The 24,457-nt window shown below is 69.6% G+C and carries 22 protein-coding genes; 17 read left to right on the forward strand and 5 right to left on the reverse strand.

Translation table 11 applies throughout. From position 1 onward, the window contains the following. Positions 1-57 precede the first annotated feature (57 nt). Positions 58-1,161: a BMP family protein gene (locus K0817_RS00220; protein WP_219978325.1), complete on the reverse strand. Its 1,104-nt coding sequence runs from the start codon at positions 1,159-1,161 to the stop codon at positions 58-60. Between the two features lie 164 nt (positions 1,162-1,325). Continuing rightward, positions 1,326-2,441: a mannose-1-phosphate guanylyltransferase gene (locus K0817_RS00225; RefSeq protein WP_219978326.1), complete on the reverse strand. Its 1,116-nt coding sequence runs from the start codon at positions 2,439-2,441 to the stop codon at positions 1,326-1,328. Positions 2,442-2,557: 116 nt separating this feature from the next. Between K0817_RS00225 and sdhC the strand changes: the two genes are divergently transcribed. The 8 genes from sdhC (at position 2,558) to K0817_RS00265 (ending at position 11,530) form a co-directional block, all read left to right on the forward strand. Continuing rightward, complete coding sequence (gene sdhC, locus K0817_RS00230; RefSeq protein WP_219978327.1) at positions 2,558-2,989, forward strand: succinate dehydrogenase, cytochrome b556 subunit; 432 nt, start codon at positions 2,558-2,560, stop codon at positions 2,987-2,989. Further along, on the forward strand, positions 2,989-3,447 hold the full coding sequence (locus K0817_RS00235; protein WP_219978328.1) for a succinate dehydrogenase hydrophobic membrane anchor subunit: 459 nt from the start codon (positions 2,989-2,991) through the stop codon (positions 3,445-3,447). Before sdhC ends, K0817_RS00235 begins: the two co-directional genes overlap by 1 nt. A gap of 38 nt (positions 3,448-3,485) precedes the next feature. Then, on the forward strand, positions 3,486-5,312 hold the full coding sequence (sdhA, locus tag K0817_RS00240) for a succinate dehydrogenase flavoprotein subunit (protein WP_219978329.1): 1,827 nt from the start codon (positions 3,486-3,488) through the stop codon (positions 5,310-5,312). Beyond that, the gene (locus K0817_RS00245) at positions 5,312-6,115 is read left to right on the forward strand and encodes a succinate dehydrogenase iron-sulfur subunit (RefSeq protein ID WP_253735082.1); all 804 of its coding nucleotides are present in this window, start codon (positions 5,312-5,314) and stop codon (positions 6,113-6,115) included. Before sdhA ends, K0817_RS00245 begins: the two co-directional genes overlap by 1 nt. A 10-nt stretch (positions 6,116-6,125) precedes the next feature. Then, the gene (locus K0817_RS00250) at positions 6,126-7,397 is read left to right on the forward strand and encodes an MFS transporter (RefSeq protein ID WP_253735083.1); all 1,272 of its coding nucleotides are present in this window, start codon (positions 6,126-6,128) and stop codon (positions 7,395-7,397) included. Between the two features lie 9 nt (positions 7,398-7,406). Next, positions 7,407-8,651, forward strand: a complete 1,245-nt coding sequence (locus tag K0817_RS00255; RefSeq protein WP_219978330.1) for a YihY/virulence factor BrkB family protein — start codon at positions 7,407-7,409, stop codon at positions 8,649-8,651. Positions 8,652-8,681: 30 nt separating this feature from the next. After that, the gene (locus tag K0817_RS00260; RefSeq protein WP_219978331.1) at positions 8,682-9,530 is read left to right on the forward strand and encodes an exodeoxyribonuclease III; all 849 of its coding nucleotides are present in this window, start codon (positions 8,682-8,684) and stop codon (positions 9,528-9,530) included. Between the two features lie 116 nt (positions 9,531-9,646). Then, positions 9,647-11,530, forward strand: a complete 1,884-nt coding sequence (locus tag K0817_RS00265) for an NHL repeat-containing protein (protein WP_219978332.1) — start codon at positions 9,647-9,649, stop codon at positions 11,528-11,530. Between the two features lie 18 nt (positions 11,531-11,548). Here the strand turns inward: K0817_RS00265 and K0817_RS00270 are convergent, their stop codons facing one another. Next, the gene (locus K0817_RS00270) at positions 11,549-12,592 is read right to left on the reverse strand and encodes an NAD(P)-dependent alcohol dehydrogenase (RefSeq protein WP_219978333.1); all 1,044 of its coding nucleotides are present in this window, start codon (positions 12,590-12,592) and stop codon (positions 11,549-11,551) included. A 150-nt stretch (positions 12,593-12,742) separates the two neighbouring features. Between K0817_RS00270 and K0817_RS00275 the strand changes: the two genes are divergently transcribed. The 4 genes from K0817_RS00275 (at position 12,743) to K0817_RS00290 (ending at position 16,174) form a co-directional block, all read left to right on the forward strand. Further along, on the forward strand, positions 12,743-13,441 hold the full coding sequence (locus tag K0817_RS00275; protein WP_219978334.1) for a TetR/AcrR family transcriptional regulator C-terminal domain-containing protein: 699 nt from the start codon (positions 12,743-12,745) through the stop codon (positions 13,439-13,441). Between the two features lie 27 nt (positions 13,442-13,468). After that, positions 13,469-14,473, forward strand: a complete 1,005-nt coding sequence (gene trpS / locus K0817_RS00280; protein WP_374209509.1) for a tryptophan--tRNA ligase — start codon at positions 13,469-13,471, stop codon at positions 14,471-14,473. A gap of 219 nt (positions 14,474-14,692) precedes the next feature. Further along, positions 14,693-15,259 carry a GNAT family N-acetyltransferase gene (locus K0817_RS00285; protein ID WP_219978336.1) on the forward strand — a complete coding sequence of 189 codons (567 nt, stop codon included), beginning with the start codon at positions 14,693-14,695 and terminating at the stop codon, positions 15,257-15,259. A 54-nt stretch (positions 15,260-15,313) separates the two neighbouring features. After that, positions 15,314-16,174: an Fpg/Nei family DNA glycosylase gene (locus tag K0817_RS00290; protein WP_219978337.1), complete on the forward strand. Its 861-nt coding sequence runs from the start codon at positions 15,314-15,316 to the stop codon at positions 16,172-16,174. A 1-nt stretch (position 16,175) separates the two neighbouring features. Here the strand turns inward: K0817_RS00290 and glpK are convergent, their stop codons facing one another. Together glpK and K0817_RS00300 are read right to left on the reverse strand one after the other, a co-directional pair. Beyond that, the gene (gene glpK / locus K0817_RS00295; protein WP_219978338.1) at positions 16,176-17,714 is read right to left on the reverse strand and encodes a glycerol kinase GlpK; all 1,539 of its coding nucleotides are present in this window, start codon (positions 17,712-17,714) and stop codon (positions 16,176-16,178) included. A 74-nt stretch (positions 17,715-17,788) separates the two neighbouring features. After that, positions 17,789-19,504 carry a glycerol-3-phosphate dehydrogenase/oxidase gene (locus tag K0817_RS00300; protein WP_219978339.1) on the reverse strand — a complete coding sequence of 572 codons (1,716 nt, stop codon included), beginning with the start codon at positions 19,502-19,504 and terminating at the stop codon, positions 17,789-17,791. Positions 19,505-19,600: 96 nt separating this feature from the next. On the opposite strand from K0817_RS00300, the gene K0817_RS00305 reads away from it, so the two are divergent. From K0817_RS00305 to ribH, 5 genes are all read left to right on the forward strand, one after another. Beyond that, positions 19,601-20,560: a sugar-binding transcriptional regulator gene (locus tag K0817_RS00305; RefSeq protein WP_219978340.1), complete on the forward strand. Its 960-nt coding sequence runs from the start codon at positions 19,601-19,603 to the stop codon at positions 20,558-20,560. A gap of 310 nt (positions 20,561-20,870) precedes the next feature. Further along, on the forward strand, positions 20,871-21,953 hold the full coding sequence (gene ribD / locus K0817_RS00310; protein WP_219978341.1) for a bifunctional diaminohydroxyphosphoribosylaminopyrimidine deaminase/5-amino-6-(5-phosphoribosylamino)uracil reductase RibD: 1,083 nt from the start codon (positions 20,871-20,873) through the stop codon (positions 21,951-21,953). Next, complete coding sequence (locus K0817_RS00315; protein ID WP_219978342.1) at positions 21,953-22,636, forward strand: riboflavin synthase; 684 nt, start codon at positions 21,953-21,955, stop codon at positions 22,634-22,636. Before ribD ends, K0817_RS00315 begins: the two co-directional genes overlap by 1 nt. Beyond that, on the forward strand, positions 22,633-23,961 hold the full coding sequence (ribA, locus tag K0817_RS00320) for a GTP cyclohydrolase II (protein WP_219978343.1): 1,329 nt from the start codon (positions 22,633-22,635) through the stop codon (positions 23,959-23,961). Before K0817_RS00315 ends, ribA begins: the two co-directional genes overlap by 4 nt. Continuing rightward, positions 23,958-24,434: a 6,7-dimethyl-8-ribityllumazine synthase gene (gene ribH / locus K0817_RS00325; RefSeq protein ID WP_219978344.1), complete on the forward strand. Its 477-nt coding sequence runs from the start codon at positions 23,958-23,960 to the stop codon at positions 24,432-24,434. Before ribA ends, ribH begins: the two co-directional genes overlap by 4 nt. The last annotated feature ends 23 nt before the right edge of the window (positions 24,435-24,457 follow it).

Here is a 24,457-nt window from a genome sequence, read left to right on the forward strand (position 1 = left end):
GGACAGATGCGCGCATCTGTCCGGCCGCCTGGTGTGTGTGTGTGTGCTGTTCGGGCCTTACGGCGACGACGGCGAGGTGGCGTCGATCGAACCGTCGATGATGCCCTGACGGATCTCCTCGAGCTCGTCGGCGAGCGCCGGGTCGACCAGCGACTCGAAGTCGTGGAACGGCGAGATGCCGACGCCGTCGTTCTCGAGCGTGCCGATGAACGGCGTCACGTCGAACTCGCCGTTGGCGGCCTCGGTCGCTGCCTCCTGGACGGCGACGTCCATGCCCTTGAGGATCGACAGGAGCAGCAGGTCGGCCACCGACGAGTCGGTCTCGTAGACATCGGCGTCGACACCGAGCAGCGCGATGCCGCCGCCCGAGTCGCGGATGGCCTCAGCGGCCGACTGGTAGATCGGGCCGCCGACCGGCAGCAGAACGTCGACGCCCTGGTCGATGATCCCCTGCGCGACCTGCTTCGCCTTGTCGTTCGCCGCGAACTCCTCGGTGAACTGACCTTCCTGCGTCTCGACGTCCCAGCCGACGACCTGCACGTCAGTGCCGTTCTGCTCGTTGTAGTACTCGACGCCGCGCTGGTAGCCGTCCATGAAGATCGTCACCGGCGGGATCTTGGCGCCGCCGAAGGTGCCGACCTTGCCGGTCTCGCTGAACGAGGCCGCCGCGTAGCCGCCGAGGAACGCGGCCTGGGCGGTGTCGAACACGAGGGGCTTGATGTTCGGGGCGTCGGTCTCACCGTCGAAGTCGTTGTCGGCCCAGTCGTCGATGATGGCGTAGTTGATGTCGGGGTTGGCCAGTGCCGCCTCGACCGTCGGGGCGCTCAGCAGGAAGCCGACCGAGACGATCAGGTTGCAGCCTTCCGCAGCGAGGTTGTCGAGGTTCGCCGCATAGTCGCTCGCGGAGGCCGACTCGGTCGTGGCGATCTCGAAGCCGAGCTCGTCTGCCGCTGCTTCGAGGCCGGCGAGGCCGAGCTGGTTGAACGACTTGTCGTTGAAGCCGCCCTCATCCGAGACCATGCAGGCCTTGAAATCCGTCGCGGCGTCGCCGCCGTCGTCGGTCGGGTCCGCCTCAGGTGCGGTGCCGCAGCCCGCGAGGGCCAGGGCGATGCTCGCGGCGGCAGCCACGCCGGCGAGCTTCTTGGTGCGTGAGATGGTCAACTCAGCCTCCACTAGATGGCCCCGCGTCCTTCACGGGGACTGCATAAAGTTACACACTGTGACGCCGCAGTTGCATACGCGGCGAACGCCTTCCGGGCAATGGTTACAAAGACGCAATACAGCCGTCATGAGCGGATGCCGCGGCATCCGTCCCCCGCCGACGATCAGAGCACTTCGCCCCGCCCGCTCAGCTTGAGCGCGTCGACGACGCCCTTCACGCGCTGGGCGTGCTCGCTCGTGGTGACCAGGAGTGCGTCCTCGGTGTCGACGACGACGATGTCGCGTACCCCGATGAGGCTGATCACGCGACGAGTCTGGCTCACGACGATGCCGCTGGCGGCGTCCGAAAGGATCCGGGCGTTCGGACCGAGGATCGCCAGGTCGTTCTTGCGTCCGCCGGAGTTGAGCTTGGCCAGGCTCGCGAAGTCTCCCACGTCGTCCCAGTCGAAGTGCCCGGGGATGACGGCGAGACGGCCACGTGCCGCGGCGGGCTCGGCGACGGCGTAGTCGATCGCGATCTTGGTGAGTGTCGGCCAGATGCGGTCGACGACGGGACCGCGCAGGTCGCGGTCGTCCCACGCCTCGGCGAGGTCCATGAGGCCGGCGTACAGCTGCGGCTCGTTCTCGGCGATCTCGCCGAGAAGCACGTCGGCGCGTGAGATGAACATGCCCGCGTTCCACAGGTAGTTCCGATCGGCGAAGTACTCCTTGGCCGTCTCGAGGTCGGGCTTCTCGACGAAGCTCTCGACCAGACCGGCCTCAGGAGCACCGTCGACGACGAGCGCCGAGCCCTTCTTGATGTAGCCGAATCCGACGGATGCCTCGGACGGCTGGATGCCGATCGTGCAGATGTATCCCTCGCGAGCCGTGGCGACGGCCTGACGCACCGCCCAGTCGAACAGCTGCGGCACGCGGATGACGTGGTCGGCGGCGAACGAGCCGATGATCACGTCGGGCTCGCGACGCACCAGGATCGCGGCGGCCAGGCCGATGGCGGCCGTCGAGTCGCGGGGCTCGGACTCGAGGAACACGTTCTTGTCGGCGATGCCCGGCAGCTCCTTCTCGACGGCGGCGCGGTGCGCGCGGCCGGTGACGACCGCGATGCGATCGCTGCCGGCCAGCGGCTCGAGCCGGTCCCACGTGTCGCGCAGGAGGGTTTGCCCGGACCCGGTCAGGTCGTGCAGGAACTTGGGCGCATCGGCACGTGAGAGGGGCCAGAGCCGGCTGCCGATGCCGCCGGCGGGGATGACGGCGTAGAAGTCCTCGATCGCGTGGGCCATGCGTCACAGGCTAACCGGCTCTCGCTCACCGGGACGGGGTGAGGTCGCCCTTCGTCGCCGGTCGGCGAATGCGGGAATAGGATGAAACGGACAGGTTCCAATCAGGGAGGACGGCCGTGTCTGCACCAGCGCGCGTCACACCGTCGGTATCCGAGACCACTTCCCGAGTCCCCCGCGGCACGTTGTACCGCGGGAACGAAGGCATGTGGTCGTGGGTGCTGCATCGCATCACCGGCATCGCCATCTTCTTCTTCCTCCTGGTGCACGTGCTCGACACGGCACTGATCCGGGTCTCTCCCGAGGCGTACGACGCCGTCATCGGCACGTACAAGAACTGGGTGATGGCGCTCGGCGAAGTCGCCCTCGTGGGCGCGATCGCCTATCACGCCTACAACGGCCTGCGCATCATCGCGGTGGATCTGTGGGCGTGGGCCACACGCCACCAGCGTCAGCTGTGGTGGGGCGTGCTGGGTCTGTGGGTCGTCACGATGCTCGGCTTCACGCCGCGCCATCTCATGCTGGCGTTCGCGACGGGAGGCGGCCACTGATGACAACCATCGCCGATCCCCGCGCACCGCGCACCCCCGTCCGCCGCAAGGGTCCGAACCTCGAGAAGTGGGGCTGGATCTACATGCGGGTCTCGGGCGTCTTCCTCGTGATCCTCATCTTCGGCCACCTGTTCGTGAACCTGATGCTCGGCGAAGGCATTCACGGGCTCGACTTCGCCTTCATCGCCGGCAAGTTCGCGACCCCGTTCTGGCAGTGGTGGGACGTGCTCATGCTGTGGCTCGCGCTCATCCACGGCGCCAACGGCATGCGCACCATCGTCAACGACTACGTGACGCACCCCACGGCCCGCCGTGTGCTGGTGTGGGCGCTGTGGCTGTCAGCCGCGTTCCTGATCCTGCTCGGCACGCTCGTCGTGTTCACGTTCGACCCGTGCCTCGGCTTCGACCCCGAGACCGCGTCCGACGTGATCACCGAGATCTGCAGCGCGCAGAGCTGAAGCGAATCCCCGCAAGAGACAATCGAGGCAATCGACACGTGAGCACTCAGACCGCGGACTCCTACGTCAAGGACGGCGTCCACTACCACCAGTTCGACATCGTCATCGTGGGAGCCGGCGGCGCCGGCATGCGCGCGGCGATCGAGGCGGGACCGGGGGCTCGGACGGCCGTCATCTCGAAGCTGTACCCGACGCGCTCGCACACCGGTGCGGCGCAGGGCGGCATGGCGGCGGCGCTGGCCAACGTCGAAGAGGACTCGTGGGAGTGGCACACCTTCGACACCGTCAAGGGCGGCGACTACCTCGTCGACCAGGACGCGGCCGAGATCCTCGCCAGGGAGGCCATCGACGCGGTCATCGACCTCGAGAACATGGGCCTGCCCTTCAACCGCACGCCCGAGGGCAAGATCGACCAGCGCCGCTTCGGTGGCCACACCGCCGATCACGGAAAATCCCCCGTGCGTCGCGCGTGCTACGCGGCCGACCGCACCGGCCACATGATCCTGCAGACGCTGTTCCAGAACTGCGTGAAGCTCGGCATCAATTTCTTCAACGAGTTCTACGTGCTCGACCTCATCACGGTGCAGGGCGAGGCCGGCGGCACCGAGGTCGCCGGAGTGGTGGCTTACGAGCTCGCCACCGGTGACCTCCACGTCTTCCACTCGAAGGCCGTGATCTTCGCCACCGGCGGCTTCGGCAAGATCTTCAAGACGACCTCCAACGCGCACACCCTCACGGGCGACGGCGTCGGCATCGTCTGGCGCAAGGGCCTGCCCCTCGAGGACATGGAGTTCTTCCAGTTCCATCCGACGGGCCTCGCCGGACTCGGCATCCTGCTCACCGAAGGCGCGCGTGGCGAAGGTGCGATCCTGCGCAACGCCTCGGGTGAGCGCTTCATGGAGCGCTACGCCCCGACGATCAAGGACCTCGCACCGCGCGATATCGTCAGCCGCTGCATGGTGCAGGAGGTGGCCGAAGGCCGTGGCGCCGGACCCCACCGCGACTACGTGCTGCTGGACTGCACCCACCTCGGCGCCGAGGTGCTCGAGACCAAGCTCCCCGACATCACCGAGTTCGCCCGCACCTACCTCGGTGTCGACCCCGTGGTCGAGCCGGTGCCGGTCATGCCCACCGCGCACTACGCGATGGGCGGCATCCCCACCAACGTCGAAGCCCAGGTGCTCAGCGACAACACCACCGTCGTTCCCGGCCTGTACGCCGCCGGCGAGTGCGCGTGCGTGTCGGTGCACGGCTCGAACCGTCTCGGCACCAACTCGCTCCTGGACATCAACGTGTTCGGAAAGCGGGCCGGGCGCAACGCGGTCGAGTACGTCAAGACCGCCGAGTTCGTGCCGCTTCCGGAGGACCCGGCTGCTGAGGTGCGCGGCCTGATCGAGGGCCTGCGCAACAACCAGGGCACCGAGCGGATCGCGGTGCTGCGCAAGACCCTCCAGGACGAGATGGACCGCAAGGCGCAGGTGTTCCGCACCGAGGAGTCCCTCGGCGAGGTGCTCGAGGTCATCGCCGAGCTGCGCGAGCGATTCAAGAACATCCACGTCGACGACAAGGGCAAGCGCTACAACACCGACCTGCTCGAGGCGGTAGAGCTCGGGTTCCTGCTCGACATCGCCGAGGTGGTCGTCGTGACCGCCCGCAATCGCAAAGAGAGCCGCGGCGGGCACATGCGCGACGACTTCCCCACGCGCGACGACGAGAAGTACATGCAGCACACCATGGCCTACCTGTCCGGAGATGCCGGGTCGTCGCACGCGGACGACCACATCCGCCTCGACTGGAAGCCCGTCGTCTTCACGAAGAACGAGGCCGGCGAGTTGCGTTACCCGCCGTTGGAGAGGAAGTACTGATGGCGACCACAGCCACAGACGTCATCGAGCGCACCGATGCCGACGCCCAGGAGATCGCTGAGGATGCCGCGGCGCAGGACACCGGCATCCAGTCGTTCCTGGTGACCTTCATCATCCGCCGGTTCAACCCGGAGGTCGACGAGGAGCCGCGCTGGGTGGACTACGATGTGGAGCTCTACTCCACCGACCGGGTGCTCGACGCGCTGCACAAGATCAAGTGGGAGGTCGACGGGTCACTGTCGTTCCGCCGCTCCTGCGCGCACGGCATCTGCGGCTCGGACGCGATGCGCATCAACGGCCGCAACCGGCTGGCGTGCAAGACCCTCATCAAGGATCTCGACATCTCGCAGCCGATCTACGTCGAGGCGATCAAGGGCCTGCCGCTCGAGAAGGACCTCATCGTCGACATGGAGCCGTTCTTCGCCTCCTACCGCGAGGTGCAGCCCTTCCTCATCGCGGGCTCCAAGCCCGAGCCCGGCAAGGAGCGCATCCAGTCGATCGTCGACCGCGAGGTCTTCGACGACACCACCAAGTGCATCCTGTGCGCGGCGTGCACGTCGTCGTGCCCGGTGTTCTGGACCGACGGCCAGTACTTCGGCCCCGCGGCCATCGTCAACGCCCACCGGTTCATCTTCGACTCGCGCGACGACGCGGGCGATGTGCGCCTGGACATCCTCAACGACAAAGAGGGCGTGTGGCGGTGCCGCACGACCTTCAACTGCACCGAAGCCTGCCCCCGCGGTATCGAGGTGACCAAGGCGATCGCCGAGGTCAAGCAGGCCGTGCTGCGCGGACGGCCCTAGGACGCCCGCAGTGGGCGAGTCGCAACGGAGCGACCGGCCGCAGTACGAATCCGGCGGCGGCGGACGACATGACGACGAGCGGATGCCGACGGCATCCGTTCCGGTAGGTCTGCGGTCGTCGCGCTTCGCGGTCTCGGCCGCGTACGTGGCACAGGGCCTCGGCTACGCCGTGGTCGTCACGTCTTTGCCCGCCCTCAAGGCCCGCCAGGACGTCGATGACACGGTCGTGTCGCTGCTGGTTCTGGGCGTGGCACTGGCCGCCGCGGCGGGATCGGTGCTGGCCAATCTCGTCGCCGTGCGCTTCGGCAGCCGCGCGGCACTCGCGCTCGGGCTCGTGATCCAGGCGGTCGCGCTTCCGGTGATCGCCGTGCCCACTCCTTTCGCGGGATTCGCGGCGGCCTTCGCGGTCTTCGGCATCGGCCTCGGCTGTGTCGACGCCGCGGCCGCGATGCAGGGCGTCGCCGTCCAGCGCGCATACGGCCGGCATCTGCTCGGCGGATTCTTCGCCGGCGCCACGGCTGCTGCGATCGCCGGCGCCCTGCTGGTCTCGGTGGTTGCGGCATCCGCCCTTGCCGCCGGCATCGCGCTGACGTGCGCCGCCGCGATCGCACTCGGCGCCGCGATCGTCGTGGCCCGACTCGGCCTTCGCGAGACCCCGGTGGATGAGGCGCTGCCGAAGGCCGAGCGGGCGCGCCTCCCCCGGGCGGGCATCTGGGTGTTCGGCCTCGTGGTGCTCGCGGTCTTCGTCGCGGACTCGGCGGTGAGCACGTGGAGCACGGTGTACCTGCAGGACGACCTGTCCGCACTCGCCTGGATCGCGCCGCTCGGCTATGCCGCGTACCAGTCGGTGGTGCTGGTCACGCGGCTGGTGACCGACCGACTTGTGACGGCGATCGGCCGGCGCCGGCTCGTCGCGATCGCGGCGAGCGTCTCGGCCGTCGGCTGCGCCCTCGTCGCGCTGGTTCCGGTTCCGGCAGCGGCGGTGGCCGGGTTCGCGCTGGCCGGTGTGTCGGCGGGCGTGCTGATCCCGGTGACCTTCGGCGCCGCCGGCGAGCTCGACCCGCGCCATAGCGACCAGGTCATCGCGCGCGTGAACCTCTTCAACTACGCCGGGGCGATCCTCGGCGCCGTGGTGGTCGGACTGCTGGCGGATGCGCCCGGGCTCGGGCCGGCGTTCCTGCTTCCCGCGGTCGCGCTGGCGGCGGTGCTCTTCGCGGTGCCGCGATTCCAGACGAGAACGGATGCCGCGTCCACCGCGGGACGAGGCATCCGTCATCGCTAATCTGACATCGTGAGCGAAAAGGGCCGATCCGGCCGGCACCGGCACCGGCACGCGCAGGTTCAGGCGGACGCGGCGCAGCGCGAGGAGGAGTCTCTGCGGGAGCGGTGGGAGGCGACCCAGGAGAGCCTGCGCGAACGCTTCGACGAGCCGATCAACCGGGCCACCGCCCTCACACAGCGCACGCTCGCGTGGTTTCCGGTGCGCGTGTGGCGACGGTTCCTGCAGCGCAACGGCTTCCTCCTCGCGGCGGGCGTCAGCTACCAGGCCCTGTTCGCCACGTTCGCGGGGATCTACGTCGCCTTCGCGATCGCCGGGCTGTGGCTCGGCGGCAGCTCGGAGGCGGTCGACGGGCTCATCGATCTCATCAACAGCTACATCCCCGGACTGATCAGCGAGAACGGCCTTTTCACGCCGGAACAGGTCACCGCGATCGCCACGAGCAACGCCGGCGTGCTCGGCATCACGGGTGCGATCGCCCTCGGGACACTGCTGTGGACCGCCATCGGCTTCGTCACCTTCGCCCGGCGTGCCGTGCGCGACATCTTCGGGCTGCCGCCGGACCTTCGCAGCTACTTCATGCTGAAGGCTCGCGACCTGTTGGGCGCCATCCTGTTCGCGCTGGCGCTTCTGCTCGGCTTCGCTGCCACCTCGATCGGAACCTGGGCGCTGCAGCTCGTCTTCGGGCTGTTCGGGTGGAGCGATTCGTCGGGCTGGTTCGGCATTGCGACCCGCATCGGCTCGATCCTCATCTCGTTCGTGATCTTCACCGCGGCCCTGGCCGCGCTCATCCGTTTCCTCACCGGGACCAAGCTGCCCTGGCGGCGCATCTGGCCGGGGGCACTGCTGGGCGGCGGCGCGATCACCGTCCTGCAGCTGTTCACCGGATGGCTCTTCATCTACACGCCGACCAACGCGCTGCTGGCGACCTTCGCGATCTTCGTCGGCATGCTGCTGTGGTTCCGGATCATCGGGATCATCATCCTCGTTGCCGCCTCGTGGATCGCCATCTCGGCCGAGGACCAGGACATCCCGCTGCGTCCGCAGAGTGACGCGGAGCGCGTCGCCGCCGAGCATGCCGCGCTGGTGGTGGCCGCCCGCGTGCGCCTGCGCACCGCGCAGCAGGCCCGCGACGCTGCACCGTGGTTCCGCGCGTGGGCGGCCGACCGCGCGGTGCGCAGCGCCGAGCAGGAGCTGGCGCAGGTGCAGGCATCCGCTCCCCCCGCACCGAAGCACGCGGGCAGTTTGTTCGAGTGAGTGTCGGCGGGGCTGGATAGGCTGGCGGGCGTGTCTCGCCGTGTTCGCATCGCCTCTGTCAACGTCAACGGAATCCGCGCGGCAACGCGCAAGGGCATGCTCGAGTGGCTCGACGCCGCAGACATCGACGTGATGGCCCTCCAGGAGGTCCGCGCCACCGAAGAAGAGCTGCGCGCCGCCCTGCCCGGCTGGGAGATCGTCAACGATGAAGCGCTCGCGAAGGGCCGTGCCGGCGTGGCGGTCGCGAGCCGGATGCCGTCGGTCGAGGTGCGCCGCGTGCTCGGACCCGAGCCGTTGGACAGTGCCGGGCGGTGGATCGAAGCCGACTTCGACATCGACGGCGAGCGATTGATCGTGGTCAGCGCCTACGTCCACACAGGCGAGGCCGAGACCCCGCGGCAGGATGCGAAATGGGCGTTCCTGGACGCGATGGAGGCGCGGCTGCCGCAGCTGGCCGCCGCGTCGCCGCTCGCCCTCGTGATGGGCGACCTGAACGTCGGGCACCGCGAGCTCGACATCCGCAACTGGAAGGGCAACGTCAAGAAGTCCGGGTTCCTCCCCCGCGAGCGCGCCTACTTCGACCGGTTCTTCGGCGAAGCCGGAACCGAGGTCGCCGGCGTCGACGGCTCGGTGGGAACGGGGCTCGGCTGGGTCGATGTCGGCCGACGATTCCACGGTGACGTCGACGGACCGTACACGTGGTGGTCCATGCGCGGGCGCGCGTTCGACAACGACGCGGGCTGGCGGATCGACTACCACCTCGCCACTCCGGCGCTCGGCGAGCGCGTGGCGGACTACCGCGTCGTGCGCGCACCCTCGTGGGACACCCGCTGGAGCGACCACGCCCCCGTCGTCGCGGACTACACCGTCGGCAGGTAGCCCGGTCGGAGCAAGCCGTCCGGCGCCGGGGCGGGCGGTGTCGAGGAGCGCCTTCTCTGGCGCGAAACCTCGTATGGCTAGACTCCGCGAGGGGAAGGCCACGGACGGGGGTTACTGTGCACGACCGGAAGATGCTCGCGAGCGCGAGCGCGCTCATGGCGGTGGCGGCCGCGCTGGTTCTGGGCGGCTGCGCCCCGGCGGCCGAATCGGAGCCGACGCTCACCGGATCCATCGACCCCGTCGCCGGTGGCGTCGACGCGGCCGGATGGACGGTCACCGCGTGGACCCTCGGAGCGGACGCAGCCGAACCGGGCGCGACCGCCACGACCGACGATGCCGGCGCCTTCGAACTCGACGCCGGAGACGCCGGCATCGTGTACGTCGACGCACGACCGGCCGACTCGGATCGGGCCCTGCTGGCCGCGGTCGCGGCCGCCGACGCGAGCGAGGTCACGCTCAACGAGCGAACGACGGTCGCGGCCGGATACGGGCTCGCCCAGTTCTACGACGACAGCGCCCCCTCGGGCGAAGCGAAGTGGCTGGCGAACGCGACGAGCATGGCGGCCAATCTCGCCGACCCGGTGTCGGGCGACTACGGCGAGGTTCTCACGACCTCGCCGAACGGATCCGAGACGAGCACGCTCGCCACCTTCACCTCACTGACCGACATTCTGGGCGCCTGCCTGACCGACGACGACGCGTGCGACGTGCTGTTCGACGCCGGCGCCGACGACGCCGTGCCGGCGACCGCGCCCGCCGCCTTCGCGGCGATCGCGCGCGACCCGTCGGCTTCGGTTGCGGCGCTGTTCGACGTGGCGACGAGAGCGAACGGCGAGAACCCGGGACTCTCCGACCCGCCCGCCGCTTGGACGCTCGCGCTGCGCTTCGACGGCGACGGCGAGTCGCTCGCCGGCCCTGGCAACTTCGCCATCGACCCGGACGGAAACATCTGGATCAACAACAACTACCAGTACAACGCCGACCCCTCCGTCGCCGTGTGCGGCAGCGATCAGGCCTTCGGATTCGCCCCGAACGGCGAGCTGATCACCACGCTCGAGGGCGGCGGACTGAGCGGCTCGGGCTTCGGTATCGAGTTCGACCGCACCGGGCGGCTGTGGTTCAGCAACTACGGGTTCGCTGCGCCGGCTCCGGGATGCCCCGAGGAGGATCAGCCGCTGCACAACAGCATGTCTCTCTTCGAGGGTGACAGCCCGCTGTCTCCCGACACCGGTTTCACGCAGGGAGACCTGAGCTGGCCGCAGGGCATCGAGTTCGACGCCAACGGCGATCTGTGGATCGCCAACTGCGGCAACGATTCGGTGGCCGTCTACCCCGGGGGTGATCCTGCGCAGGCGCGCAACCTCGGCTCGTTCGGGCTCGATGCGCCCTTCGCGATCGTCGACAACGGACAGAACGTCTTCATCACCGGCACGGTGAACAGCGCCGTCGCCGTGCTCGATCGCGACGGCACAGCAGCACCCTTCTCTCCGCTGACCCAGGGTTTCGATCGGCCGATGGGCATCGCCGCGGATGCGGCGGGCAACGTGTGGGTGGCGAACTCCGGCGGTATCACGCTGCCGTGCCCCGACCGGACCGCGGAAGGACGCGGCACGCCGTCGGTCACGATGATCGCGCCGGACGGCACCGTCTCCACGCCGTACACCGGCGGCGGCGTGACACTCCCGTGGGGTATCGCGACGGACGGCGACGGCAATCTGTGGGTCGCCGACTTCAGCGAGCAGCGGGTCGCCGCATTCTGCGGAGCGGATGCCACCACCTGCCCGCGCGGCCTGGTCACGGGCGAGGCGATCTCACCCGACGACACCGGGTACGCCTTCGACGGTCTGACCCGCAGCACGGGCATCGCCGTCGACCCATCGGGCAACGTGTGGGTCACGAACAACTGGATCACCGTGGCGGAGCAGACGAATCCCGGCGGTCACCAGATCGTGGCGTTCGTCGGGGCGGCGGCACCGGTCCCGGTCGAGCCCTTCGAATAGGACCTCCGCGCGATCGCCTCACTCACCGAGCGTGATGAGGACATTGCCGCGCTTGCGCCCGGTGGCGACGTACTCGTGGGCTTCGCGGATCGCCTCGAGCTCATACACGCGGTCGATGACGGGCCGGATGGCTCCGGTCGCGGCGAGCTCGGCGAGCCGCGCCAGCTGGGGGCCCGTCACGGCGGCGACGTCCTGGATGCGCCGGATGCCGTCACGCGTGGGTCGCAGCTTCGACCCCAGCATCCCTGCAAGATCGGCGATCACGAGCAGCAGCACCCCACCCGGCCGGAGCGCGCGTACCGACCGTGCGTGAGGCGCGTTGCCGACGCACTCGACGATCGCGTCGTATTCGATGCCGCCCGCCGAGAAGTCCTCGCGCGCGTAATCGATCACGTGATCGGCGCCGAGGTCGCGAGCCAGCTCGGCGTTGCCCGCGCTCGTGACGGCGGTCACCGTCGCGCCGCGCAGTTTCGCCAGCTGCACGGCCGCTGACCCCACGGCGCCCGACGCCCCGTTGACCAGCACGTGCTGCCCCGGCCCGATACGGCCGGCCTCGAGAAAGGCGTCCGCCGTGACGAAACCGAACGGCACGGCCGCCGCGTCGACGAACGAGACGCCGTCCGGGATCTTCGTCACCGCTCCTCCGGCGGAGATCGTCGTGTATTCGGCGTGACACCCGAAGCGCGCGCCGTGCATGAGCAGCACCCGGTCTCCCGGCGCGAACCCCGTCACGCCTGCGCCGACCTGCGCGACGACGCCGGCGGCGTCCATGCCGAGCACAGGGTGCCGCGGCCGCGTCATGCCGAGCGCGAACATCGTGGGGATGCGCAGCCCGCGCGGCACGTCGCGCGCCCGGACCCGGTGGTCGGCGATGCTGACGCTCGCGGCGTGCACCCGGACGAGGATCTCGCCCTCGCGCGGCTCGGGTCGCGGCACCCGTTCCACCGCCACGACATCCGGACCGCCGAAGCGGTGGACGACGGCAGCACGCATGGTCTGGCCGGGAACGGATGCCACCGCAGGAGCTTTGCCGGGGGCGTGGTCGTGATCGGTGCTGCTCATCGGGAGTCTCCGCTCTGGATTCGTACCTTACGATGTACGACTTACAACGTAAGGTAGCGGATTTCGCAACCGATGTCCAGCCTTCTTTGTGCCTCCGTGTTCGCGCCCGAGCTTGCGCGGGGGCGGTACCGTGGACGCGGGAGGTCAGGCATGACGACGGCCGCGACGACGCCGCGCAGGGAGCCGCTCTCGCGCGAGCGCGTGCTGCGCGAAGCGATCTCGATCGCCGACGACGGCGGGATCGACGCGCTCACGATGCGCCGTCTCGCACAGCAGCTGGGCGTCGAGCCCATGTCGATCTACTACCACGTGCGCGGCAAGGACGCCGTCATCACCGGCGCGCTCGACCTCATCTTCGAAGACGTCGGAGAGCGTGCGGCACACGCGACCACTCCCCCGCCGCCGTCGTGGCAAGACCATCTGCGCACCCGGATCCTCGCCGCGCGCGAAGTGCTCCTCCACCACCCGTGGGTGCCCCGCGCCCTCGAGGCGCGCGGCACGATGACCCCCGCCTTCGCCACGTGGGTCGACACCAACGTCTCGGTCATGCGATCGGGCGGGCTGTCGTGGGACCTCATCCATCACGCCATGCACACGCTCGGCAGCCGCCAGTTCGGCTTCTCGCAGGAGCTGATCCTCGACGACCCGCCGGGGACCGATGGCGAGGTGGACCCCGCGCGGGTTGCCGAGCTCGGCGCCCTCATGCCGAACGTGCAGGCCATGCTCGCGGAGGTCGTGCACGAAGACGAGGTCGGCACCCTGGGCTGGTGCGACGACCGCGTCGAGTTCGAGTTCGCGCTCGACATCCTGCTGGAGGGACTCGAGCGTCGCGCGCGCGCGACCGGCTGAAGCATCCGTCGCCCTTAGGATCGTGTGGTGAGCAAACCGCGTCTGTACTCCGGCATGCAGCCCTCCGCCGACTCGCTCCAGATCGGCAACTACATCGGGGCGCTCATGCAGTGGCGCGACCTCCAGCTCTCGTACGAGGCGTTCTTCTCCGTCGTCGACCTGCACGCGATCACGGTCGCGCAGGACCCCGAGCACCTGCGCGAGAAGACCCGTCGCACCGCCGCGCAGTACATCGCCGCCGGCATCGAGCCGTCGAAGTCGACCCTGTACGTGCAGTCGCACGTGCGCGCGCACGCCGAGCTCGCCTGGATCCTGTCGACCATCACGGGCTTCGGCGAGGCCGGGCGCATGACGCAGTTCAAAGACAAGTCGCAGCGGTATGGCGCGGACGCGACCTCGGTGGGGCTCTTCACCTACCCGGTGCTGATGGCCGCCGACATCCTCCTCTATCAGACCGACATCGTGCCCGTCGGCGACGACCAGAAGCAGCACGTCGAGCTCACGCGCGACCTCGCCGAGCGCTTCAACAGCCGGTTCGGCAAGACGTTCACCGTGCCGATGCCGGTGATCCAGCAGGAGACCGCGCGCATCTACGACCTGCAGAACCCGATCGCGAAGATGTCGAAGTCGGCGGAGTCGGATGCCGGGGTGCTCTGGCTGCTCGATGACCCGGCCGTGTCGGCGAAGAAGATCATGCGGGCCGTCACCGACTCCGAAGGCTCGGTGCGGTACGACCGCGAGGCCAAGCCCGGCGTGTCGAACCTGCTCGTGATCTACGCGGCATTGACCGGCCGCCAGATCCCTTCGATCGAGGACGAGTATGCCGGCCGCGGCTACGGTGACTTCAAAAAGGGCCTCGCCGACGTGGTCGTGGAGGAGTTCGGCCCGGTGCGCGCCCGCGCGCTCGAGCTGCTCGACGACCCCGCCGAGCTCGACCGCGTGCTGGCCATGAACGCCGCCAAGGCCGACGAGGTCTCGGGCCGTACGCTCGCCGACGTCTACGACAAGGTCGGCCTCCTCCGCCGCGTCTGACCCGCAGCCGCCGTCTCCCCCCTTCGCCTCCCTCTCCATCCCCCCGCCTCGTCGCCGAGCATGTGGGTTTTGCGCCGAGCATGTGGGTTTTGCGCCGAGCATGTCGACATGCTCGCTGCAAAACCGACATGGTCGGCGCGGGAGGGACATGGTGGGCGAAGGAAGCGGAGCGGGAAGGGAGGGAAGGAGGAAGGGATCCGGATCCCCTACGGTGGTGCGATGGAGCCCGTCACCCTGCGCACCGAACGGCTCGAGCTGTCGCTCCCGACACTCGACGACGTCGACGCGATCTTCGACGCGTGTCAGGATGCCGACACCCAGCGGTACACGACGGTGCCGTCTCCGTACGAACGTCGTCACGCCGAGGAGTTCGTGCCGAAGGTCGCCGAGGAGTGGAAGAGCGGCGCGCACGTGACCTGGGCGATGCGCGAGGGCGAAGTGCTGGCCGGGATGATCGGCCTGTACCGGCTGGACGGCCGAGGTGGCGGTGAGCTCGGCTACTGGGTCTCACCGTGGTCGCGTCGGCGCGGGCTGCTGATCGAGGCATCGCGCGCGGTGATCGACTGGGGCTTCGACCCCGCCGGAGCGGATCTGCACCGCATCGAATGGCGTGCCGTCGTCGGCAACGTCGGCTCGGCGCGCGCCGCACGGACCCTGGGCTTCCGCTACGAAGGCACCCTCCGCGAGGCGCTCGTCGGCTCGTTCGGCCGCGACGACGGCTGGATCGCGGCGCTCTTACGCACGGACGACCGGATGCCGCAGCCCTGGCCCGTCATCGAAGGCTGAAGCCGTTGCTGCCCTCGCGTGCGTCACGTCGGTGACGCGTGGCAGGATGAGCGCATGCCCGAGATGCCCGAGGTGCAGGGGCTCGTCGACTTCCTCGGCGAGCGCGTCACGGGGCTGCGCATCACCCGCTCGATGGTGGGCAACATCGCGGCGCTGAAGACCTACGACCCGCCGATCGACGCGCTGAAGGATGCCGAGATCACCGGAGCGTCTCGCCACGGCAAGTTCGTGGACCTCGCTACCACGGGGCCCCACCTGATCTTCCACCTCGCGAAGGCCGGCTGGCTGCGGTTCACCGACGAGCTCGCCCCGACCCTCATCAAACCCGGCAAGACGCCGATCGCGTTGCGCGTCGCGCTCAGCGACGGGTCGGGGTTCGATCTCACCGAGGCCGGCACCAAGAAGTCGCTCGCCGTGTACGTCGCTCGCGACCCGTCCGACGTCCCCGGCATCGCGCGGCTCGGCCCCGATCCCCTCGACCCGGGGTTCACGCGCGACACGCTGGCCTCGCTGCTCGAGGGGCGGCGCACCCAGATCAAGGGCGTGCTGCGGGATCAGGCGACGCTCGCGGGCGTGGGCAACGCGTACTCCGACGAGATTCTGCACGCTGCCAAGATGTCGCCCTATGCGCTCGCCTCGAGCCTCACCGCGGACGACATCGACCGACTCTACGCCGCGATGACACAGACGCTGACGGATGCGGTGACCGAGGCATCCGGCAAGCCTCCCGCCGAGCTCAAAGACGCCAAGCGGCGCGGCATGCAGGTGCACGGACGACGCGGCGAAACCTGCCCCGTGTGCGGCGACGAGGTGCGCAGCGTCTTCTTCGCCGACAACTCGCTGGAGTACTGCCCGACGTGCCAGACCGGCGGCAAGATCCTCGCCGACCGGCGCCTGTCACGCCTGCTGAAGTAACTCAGCCCTCGGTGGTGCCCATGAGCACCCGGGCATCGTCGTCGACCCAGTCAAGCGACTTCGACACGGCCTTGCGCCACATGCGGCACCGGCGCTCGCGTTCGTCCTGCGGCATCCGCGGCTCGAAGCGCACGTCCTCCTGCCAGTGCGCCCGCAACTCGTCGCGGTCGCGCCACACCCCCGTGGCGAGCCCGGCCGCGTACGCGGCGCCGAGCGCCGTCGTCTCGATCACCTTCGGCCGCACGACGGGGATGCCGAGGATGTCGGCCTGGAACTCCATGAGCAGGTCGTCGCGCGTCATGCCGCCGTCGACGCGCAGTTCGTCAAGTCCTCGCCCCGTGTCGGTGATGACCGCGTCGATGACGTCGCGCGTCTGGAACGCGGTGGATTCCAATGCGGCTCGCGCGATGTGGGCCTTGTTGACGTACCTCGTGAGGCCGACGAGCGCACCGCGCGCGTCCGGCCGCCAGTACGGCGCGAACAGGCCCGAGAACGCCGGAACGAAGTAGGCGCCTCCGTTGTCGTCGACGCTCGCCGCGAGCGTCTCAACGTCTTCGGACCGCTGGATGATGCCGAGATTGTCGCGCAGCCACTGCACGAGCGATCCGGTCACGGCGATCGATCCCTCCAGCGCGTAGCGCGCGGGCTCGTCGCCGCACCGGTAGGCCACCGTGGTGATCAGGCCGCTGCCCGACCGCACGATCTCGGTGCCGGTGTTGACGAGCAGGAAGTTGCCGGTGCCGTAGGTGTTCTTCGACTCGCCGGCGTCGAACGCGGCCTGCCCGAACGTGGCCGCCTGCTGATCTCCGAGGATGCCGGCGATCGGCACCCCGTCGAGCACGGACGGCAGGCGCGAGTGACCCATCACCTCGGACGACGACCGGATCTCGGGCATCATGGCGCGCGGGATGCCCCAGACCTCGAGCAGGTCATCGGCCCAGTCCAGGGTGCGCAGGTCCATCAGCAGCGTGCGCGAGGCGTTCGTGACATCGGTGACATGGATGCCGCCGCGCGTGCCGCCCGTGAGATTCCACACCACCCACGTGTCGGGCGTGCCGAACAACAGCTCCCCGGCCTCGGCGGCGGCCCTCGCACCGGGCACGTTCTCGAGGATCCACGCGACCTTCGACGCCGAGAAGTACGTCGCCAGCGGCAAGCCGGTCGTGTGCGCGAACCGGTCGGCTCCGCCGTCCTGCGCGAGCCGGTCGACGCGCGGCTGCGTGCGGGTGTCCTGCCAGACGAGTGCGTTGAAGACCGGGCGGCCGGTGCGCTTCTCCCACACGATCGCCGTCTCACGCTGGTTCGTCACGCCGATGGCGGCCACATCGGATGCCGCGACTCGCGCACGCGACAGGCAGGAGGCGATCACCCATTCGGTGTTGGTCCAGATCTCGACGGGGTCGTGCTCGACCCACCCGGCGCGCGGGAAGATCTGCTCGTGTTCGCGCTGCGCGGACGCGACCACCTGGCCGCCGCCGTCGAAGACGATGGCGCGGGTCGAGGTGGTTCCCTGATCGATCGCGAGCACGTGGTCGCCCAAGATCGTCTCCTTCCTGACGGGCGGCTGCGCCCGCGTGCGTGGCCGGCACGCCCTCGCGTCCGGCTGCGGTCAGGCTATCGGCTGGCGGCGGTCGCCCCGGCCCAGGACGGGTCTGCCGCGTGCACGGCTCGCAGCCCGCGAGCGACCTCGGACTCGACGCGCGCGTCATCCCACTCGAGAACCGGCGCCACCGTCGCGGCGATCTCGGCCGCGGCGGCCTCGGTCGCTCCCCCGACGAAGGCGATGCTCGTGCGCCGCATGAGCAGGTCATCGAGATGCACGACGTCCTCGGTCTCGGCGAGGAAGCGCAGCTCGGCCGTGGTGAAGCCGGGCACGTGGTCGAGCATCCGATCATCCGGGTCGTCCGCGATCGCTCGGATCACACTCGTCGCGACGGTTCCATAACGGTCCAGGAGCGTCCCGACGCGATCGGCGGGAAGTCCGTCGGCGTGCCCCGAGATCCACTGCTGCCGCGCCCGCTCGGTCGTCGGGAACCCCTTGCCTCCGCCGATCGCGACGCCCTTGGTGGTGCGGCGTCGCGGCTGTGCCAGCAGCTCGAGAGCACGGTCGGCCAGGTGCTCTGCCGACGCGCGGAAGGTCGTCCACTTGCCGCCGACGAGGCTCAGCACCGTGGCATCCGCGCCCGCGAGTGGTGTCGCCTCGATGCGGTAGTCCCGAGAGACGAAGCCGGGTGCGAGGTCGCCGTGCCCCGGCAGCGGCCTTACGCCGGAGAAGCGGTAGACGATCTGCGAGCGGTCGACCGGGATCTTCGGCAGCACCTGCGCGATGAGGTCGATGAAGTAGTCGACCTCGGCCTCGGTGCACACGATCGGGTCGGCCATGTCGTGTTCGAGGTCGGTCGTGCCGACCAGCACCCGCCCCTTGATCGGGTAGATGAGCACGATCCGGCCGTCCTCGTTCTCGAAGAACAGCTCGCGTCCGCCCGTCGCGGCCAGCAGCGCCGGATTGTCCACGACGATGTGGGACCCCTTCGTGCCGCCCATGTAGCGGGTGGCGTGGCCGAGGGCCTCGTTCGTAAGGTCGGTCCACGGCCCCGAGGCGTTGATGACGACGGATGCCGCGAACGCCACGTCGCGCCCCGACACCATGTCGCGCAGCACGACGCGGCCCTGCTCGACGCCCACCGCCGCCGTGTAGTTCGCGGCGCGCGCCGTGTCGACGCCGGCGTCGCGTCCGTCGCGCAGTACGTCGATCGCCAGCCGCTCGGGGTCGTGCAGCGAGGCGTCCCAGTATGTGGCGGTGTACTTGATGTCGGGGTTCAATTCCGGCAGTTCTCGAAGCGAGCGCTTGCGGCCGCGGAAGGCGTGCCGCGGGACGCGTCCGCCCCCGCGAGAGAACGAGTCGTAGATCACCAGTCCGATCTTGATGAGCGCCGCGCCGCGCTCGGTGTGCGCGCCGCCGCCGTGCCGGAGGAATCTCAGGGGCGCGCTCAGTACGCCCGAAAACGTCGAGAAGATCGGGATCGTCGTCTGCAGCGGACGGACGTAGTGCGGCGCGATGCGGAGGAGGTCGTTGCGCTCTGTCACGGCTTCGTGCACGAGCCGGAACTCCCCGTTCTCGAGGTAGCGGATGCCGCCGTGGATCATGTGGGAGGAGGCGGCGGATGCCCCGCTCACGAAGTCATCGCGTTCGACCAGGACGACGTCGACGCCCTGCATAGCGAGGTCCCGGAAGGTGGCGAGCCCATTGATCCCGCCGCCGATGATGAGGACATCGGCGTAGGGCCGTTCCGCCAGAGAGTCGAACGTGCGCCCTGTGCCCCGGGTCATTGCCATCGCCTGCCGTTCCTTCTTCGTCGTGACTCCATCATGACATCGCTGGACGTTGTTGCAGGGCATCTGCACATACGTGCAATGATGTCGCTCATGGACGAGCTGGACGACGAGCGGGATGTTCAGCGAGCGCTCACGGCCGCGCACCTCTACTACGTGCAGGACCGCACGATGGAGGCCATCGCGCGGGAACTCGGCACCTCGCGGTCGACGGTGTCGCGGCTGCTCGCGCGCGCCCGCGCGACGGGCATCGTCGACATCCGCATCCGCTCCCCTTTCGCGGCACCTCAGCTCCTGGAGGAACGGCTCGCCGACCGCTTCGGCGTGACCGCCCACGTGGTGCCCGTCCCCGACGATGCGAGCGAGGTCGAGCGTCTCGAGCGGGTGGCCGTCGCCGCCGCCCACCTGTTCGGCGACCTCATCGTGGACGACATGACAGTGGGCGTCGCGTGGGGCTCGACGACCGCCGCCATGAGTCGGCGACTGCTGCCCAAGCCGGTGCACGGCACTCGCTTCGTCCAGCTCAACGGCTCGGGCAACACCCAGACAACGGGACTCCTCTACGCGAGCGAGATCCTGAGCCGCTTCGCCTCCGCGTACGGCGGCAGCGCACAGCAGTTCCCCGTGCCGGCGTTCTTCGACGACCCTCAGACCAAGCGCGCGATGTGGCGCGAGCGCAGTACCCAGCGCATCCTCGCGATGCAGTCGGCCATGGACCTCGTCGTCTTCAGCACCGGCTCGGCCGGATCGACGGTGCCCAGCCACGTGTACTCCGGCGGCTATCTCGAGGCTCCCGAGCTCTCCGTCCTCGCGTCGGAAGGTGTCGTCGGCGATGTGGCGACAGTGTTCTTCCGCGCGGACGGGTCGAGCGACGGCATCCCGTTGAACGACAGAGCGACCGGCCCGCAGCTGGACGTCCTGCGCGCGGTTGCCCGACGGCTCTGTGTCGTGTCGGGCGTCGCGAAGATCACGAGTCTGCGCGGCGCGTTGGCGGCGGGCCTCGCGACCGATCTCGTCGTCGACGAGGCCGTGGCGAGAGCTCTGGCCGAGTGACGCCATGTTGCATGCGTCGACATGGAATGAATCCACCGATGCGGCGTTGACTACACTCGAGAGCATCAACGTGCTCCGGGGTCGGTGAGAATCCGAACCGGCGGTGATAGTCCGCGAGCCGAGGCTCCGCATCCGATTCGGATGCCGCCACGGTCGACCCGGTGGAAATCCGGGACCGACGGTGATGCGACGAGGTCCGAAAGTGGGCCGTGTCGCTAGTCCGGATGGGAGGCAGCACGGGTGGCGTCACGCGCGCCGCCGCTTCCCCTGCCCCGGAGCGCCTGGAACACGGTGGCGAAACGAGGCACGGATGGCGAGCGCAGCAGAACGCGAGTCGATGCGTCGTGCGCTCACGATCGCCGGGCAAGGTCCTCGCGGCGTGAATCCGCAGGTGGGCGCGGTGATCCTCGCCACCGACGGCACCGTGCTGGCCGAAGGGTGGCATCGAGGGGCGGGCACACCGCACGCCGAGGTCGATGCGCTCTCCCGGCTCGCGCCGGGCGAGGCCCGAGGAGCCACGGCCGTCGTGACCCTCGAACCGTGCAACCACACCGGTCGCACCGGGCCCTGTGCCGAAGCACTGATCGCCGCAGGCGTCGCCCGCGTCGTGTACGCGGTCGCCGATCCGGGGGCGCGGTCGTCCGGTGGCGCGACGAGACTGCGCCGAGCAGGCGTGGATGTCGAGGCCGGGGTTCTGCTCGAAGAAGGGCACGCTCTGCTGGATTCCTGGCTCGCGGTGCAGAGCCTCGGACGCCCGCACGTGACGGTCAAGTGGGCGCAGAGCCTCGATGGCCGGGCCGCGGCATCCGATGGCACCAGCAAATGGATCACGGGCCCCGCTGCCCGCGCCGACGTGCACCGCCGGCGGGCCCAGTCGGACGTCATCGTCGTCGGGACCGGGACGGTGCTCACGGACGACCCCGCGCTCACCGCGCGTGCCGAGGACGGAACGCTGCTGCCGCAGCAGCCGCTGCCGGTGGTGCTCGGTGCGCGTCCGGTCCCGGACGACGCGCTGGTGCACCGGCATCCCCACCGCTTCCTGCAGTACTCCGGCGACCTCATGGCGGTGCTCGACGACCTGCGCATGCGCGGCGCCCACCGTGTCTTCGTCGAGGGCGGACCGACCGTCGCGGCGTCCTTCGTGCGCGAGGGGCTGGCCGACGAGCTGCTCGTCTACGTCGCGCCGGTGCTGCTCGGGGGCGACATGCTCGCACTGCGCGACATCGGCGTCGACACCATCTCACACGCCCGCCGACTGTCGGTGTCGAGCGTTCAGACTCTCGGCGACGACATGCTCGTCATCGCCATCCCCACGCCCACTCCACACGCCGCTGACGCGTCGTGCGGAGCCTCGGGGCGCGTGGGCCCACCCACGTCAGAAGGAGACGCCTGATGTTCACCGGAATCGTCGAAGAGATCGGTCGTATCACCGCCGTCGAGCCGTCGGGCGACGGCGTGCGCCTGACCGTCGAGGGACCGAAGGCGGTATCGGATGCCGCGCACGGCGACTCGATCTCGGTCAGCGGCGTGTGTCTCACCGTCGTCGACCAGGGCGACGAATGGTTCACCGCGGATGTCATGAAGCAGACACTCGACATGTCGACACTCGCCGGCGTCGAGGCGGGCCGAGCCGTCAATCTCGAGCGGGCCACCGCCGCCCACGGACGCCTCGGCGGTCACATCGTGCAGGGACACATCGACGGCACCGGTGACGTGCTCGAAGTGCGCCCGGGCGCGCAGTGGCGAGTTCTGCGGATCGGCCTGCCGTCCGAGCTCGCTCCCCTCGTAGTCGACAAGGGCTCGATCGCCGTGGACGGGGTGTCGCTCACGGTCAGCGGTGCCAGCCCCGCACCGGCTGCGGCGACCACAGACGGTGCATGGTTCGAGGTTTCGCTCATCCCCGAGACTCTCTCCGCCACCACGCTCGGCGCGCTGGAGCCGGGCGACCGGGTCAACCTCGAGACCGACATCCTGGCGCGCCACGTGCAGCGCCTCCTGGCTTTCGCCCCCGCCGCTCCGGCAGCGCCGGCTTCGCCTGCGGCCACCGCCGCACCGACGGAAGGAGGCTCCGAATGAGCCTTTCCACGATCCCCGAAGCACTGGAGGCGCTGCGCTCGGGAAAGCCCGTCATCGTCGCCGACGATGAGAACCGCGAGAACGAAGGCGACGTCGTGCTCTCGGCACAGCTGGCAACGCCCGAGTGGGTGGCCTGGACCGTCCGCTGGACCAGTGGGTTCCTGTGCGCGCCGATGCCCGGCGACTGGGCGGACCGGCTCGATCTTCCCCCCATGGTCGAAGTCAACGAGGATGCCCGCGGCACCGCCTACACCGTGAGCGTCGACGCCGCCGATCGCCAGTCCACGGGCATCAGCGCCTCTGATCGCGCACACACGCTCAACGTGCTCGCCGATCCCGAGTCCACCCCGGCGAGCGTCATCCGCCCCGGCCACATCCTTCCGCTGCGAGCGGTGGACGGCGGCGTGCGCGAGCGCGCCGGCCACACCGAGGCCGCCGTCGAGCTGACACGCCTCGCCGGCCTTGCCCCGGTCGGCGTCATCGGCGAGGTCGTCGCGGACGACGGCAGCATGATGCGGCTGCCAGGACTGCAGGAACTGGGAGCCGAGTACGGCATCCCCGTCATCACGATCGAGCAGCTGACGGCGTACCTCGACGAGCACCACCCGTGCGACCCGGCGGTCCGCAGCGGTCACAAGCGCCGCGTGAGCCTGCGGGCCGAGGCCCGCGTGCCCACCGGACACGGCGAATTCCGATTCCTCGCGTACAAGGACCGCACCACCGGCACCGACCACATCGCGGTCGTGTCGGGCGAGCTGGGCGACGCCCCGCTCGTGCGCGTGCACTCCGAGTGCCTCACCGGCGAGGCGTTCGGCTCGCTCAAGTGCGAGTGCGGCCCGCAGCTCGAGGCCGCCCTCGACGCGATCGAGCAGGACGGCGGCGTCGTGGTGTACATGCGTGGGCACGAAGGACGCGGCATCGGTCTGATCAACAAGCTGCGCGCATACTCGCTGCAGGAGCGCGGCCTCGACACCGTCGACGCCAACCTCGCACTTGGCCTTCCCGCCGACGCCCGCGACTACGCCGCGGCCGCCGGCATCCTGGCCGATCTTGGCGTCGAGCGGGTGCGCCTGCTGACCAACAACGCCGACAAGGTGGCGCAGCTGCGGGCGCTGGGACTCGACATCGTCGAGCAGGTGCCGCTGCTCGTGGGCGTGGGGCCGAACAACCACCAGTACCTGGCGACCAAGCGCGATCGGATGGGCCACCTCATCGCCGAAGAGGATCTCGCCGACGCCCTCGCGCTCATGCACGAGACCGCCGAGCGGAACGGGGCCGCCGAACAGCTCGGGGCCGCCGAACAGCACGAAGGAGCAGCACAGTGAGCGGCAAGGGCGCACCCCAGGTCACCGGTCCCATCGACGCCACGGGAGTGGACGTCGTCGTGGTCGCGGGCACGTGGCACGAGGTCATCACCGACGGCCTCATCGCCGGCGCACAGCGTGCCCTCGAAGCCGCCGGGGCCTCGTGGCGCCTGGTGCGGGTGCCGGGCTCGTTCGAGCTGCCCGTCGTGGCGAAGGCGGCGCTCGAGCAGGGCGCCGATGCCGTGGTGGCGCTGGGCGTCATCATCCGGGGCGGCACCCCCCATTTCGAGTTCGTCTCGAATGCCGCGACGGACGGCCTGACCCGCGTCGCGATCGACACCGGAAAGCCGGTCGGCTTCGGCGTGCTGACCCTCGACGACGAAGCGCAGGGCATCGCCCGCGCGGGACTCCCGGGGTCTGAGGAGGACAAGGGCTTCGAAGCGGCGGATGCTGCGATGCGCACGGCCCTCATCCTGCGGAGCCTGCACGCCTGAGCCGAGCGGGGGAACCGGCGGCG

The sequence above is a fragment of the Microbacterium sp. HD4P20 genome, from assembly GCF_019449275.2.
GTDB lineage: Bacteria > Actinomycetota > Actinomycetes > Actinomycetales > Microbacteriaceae > Microbacterium.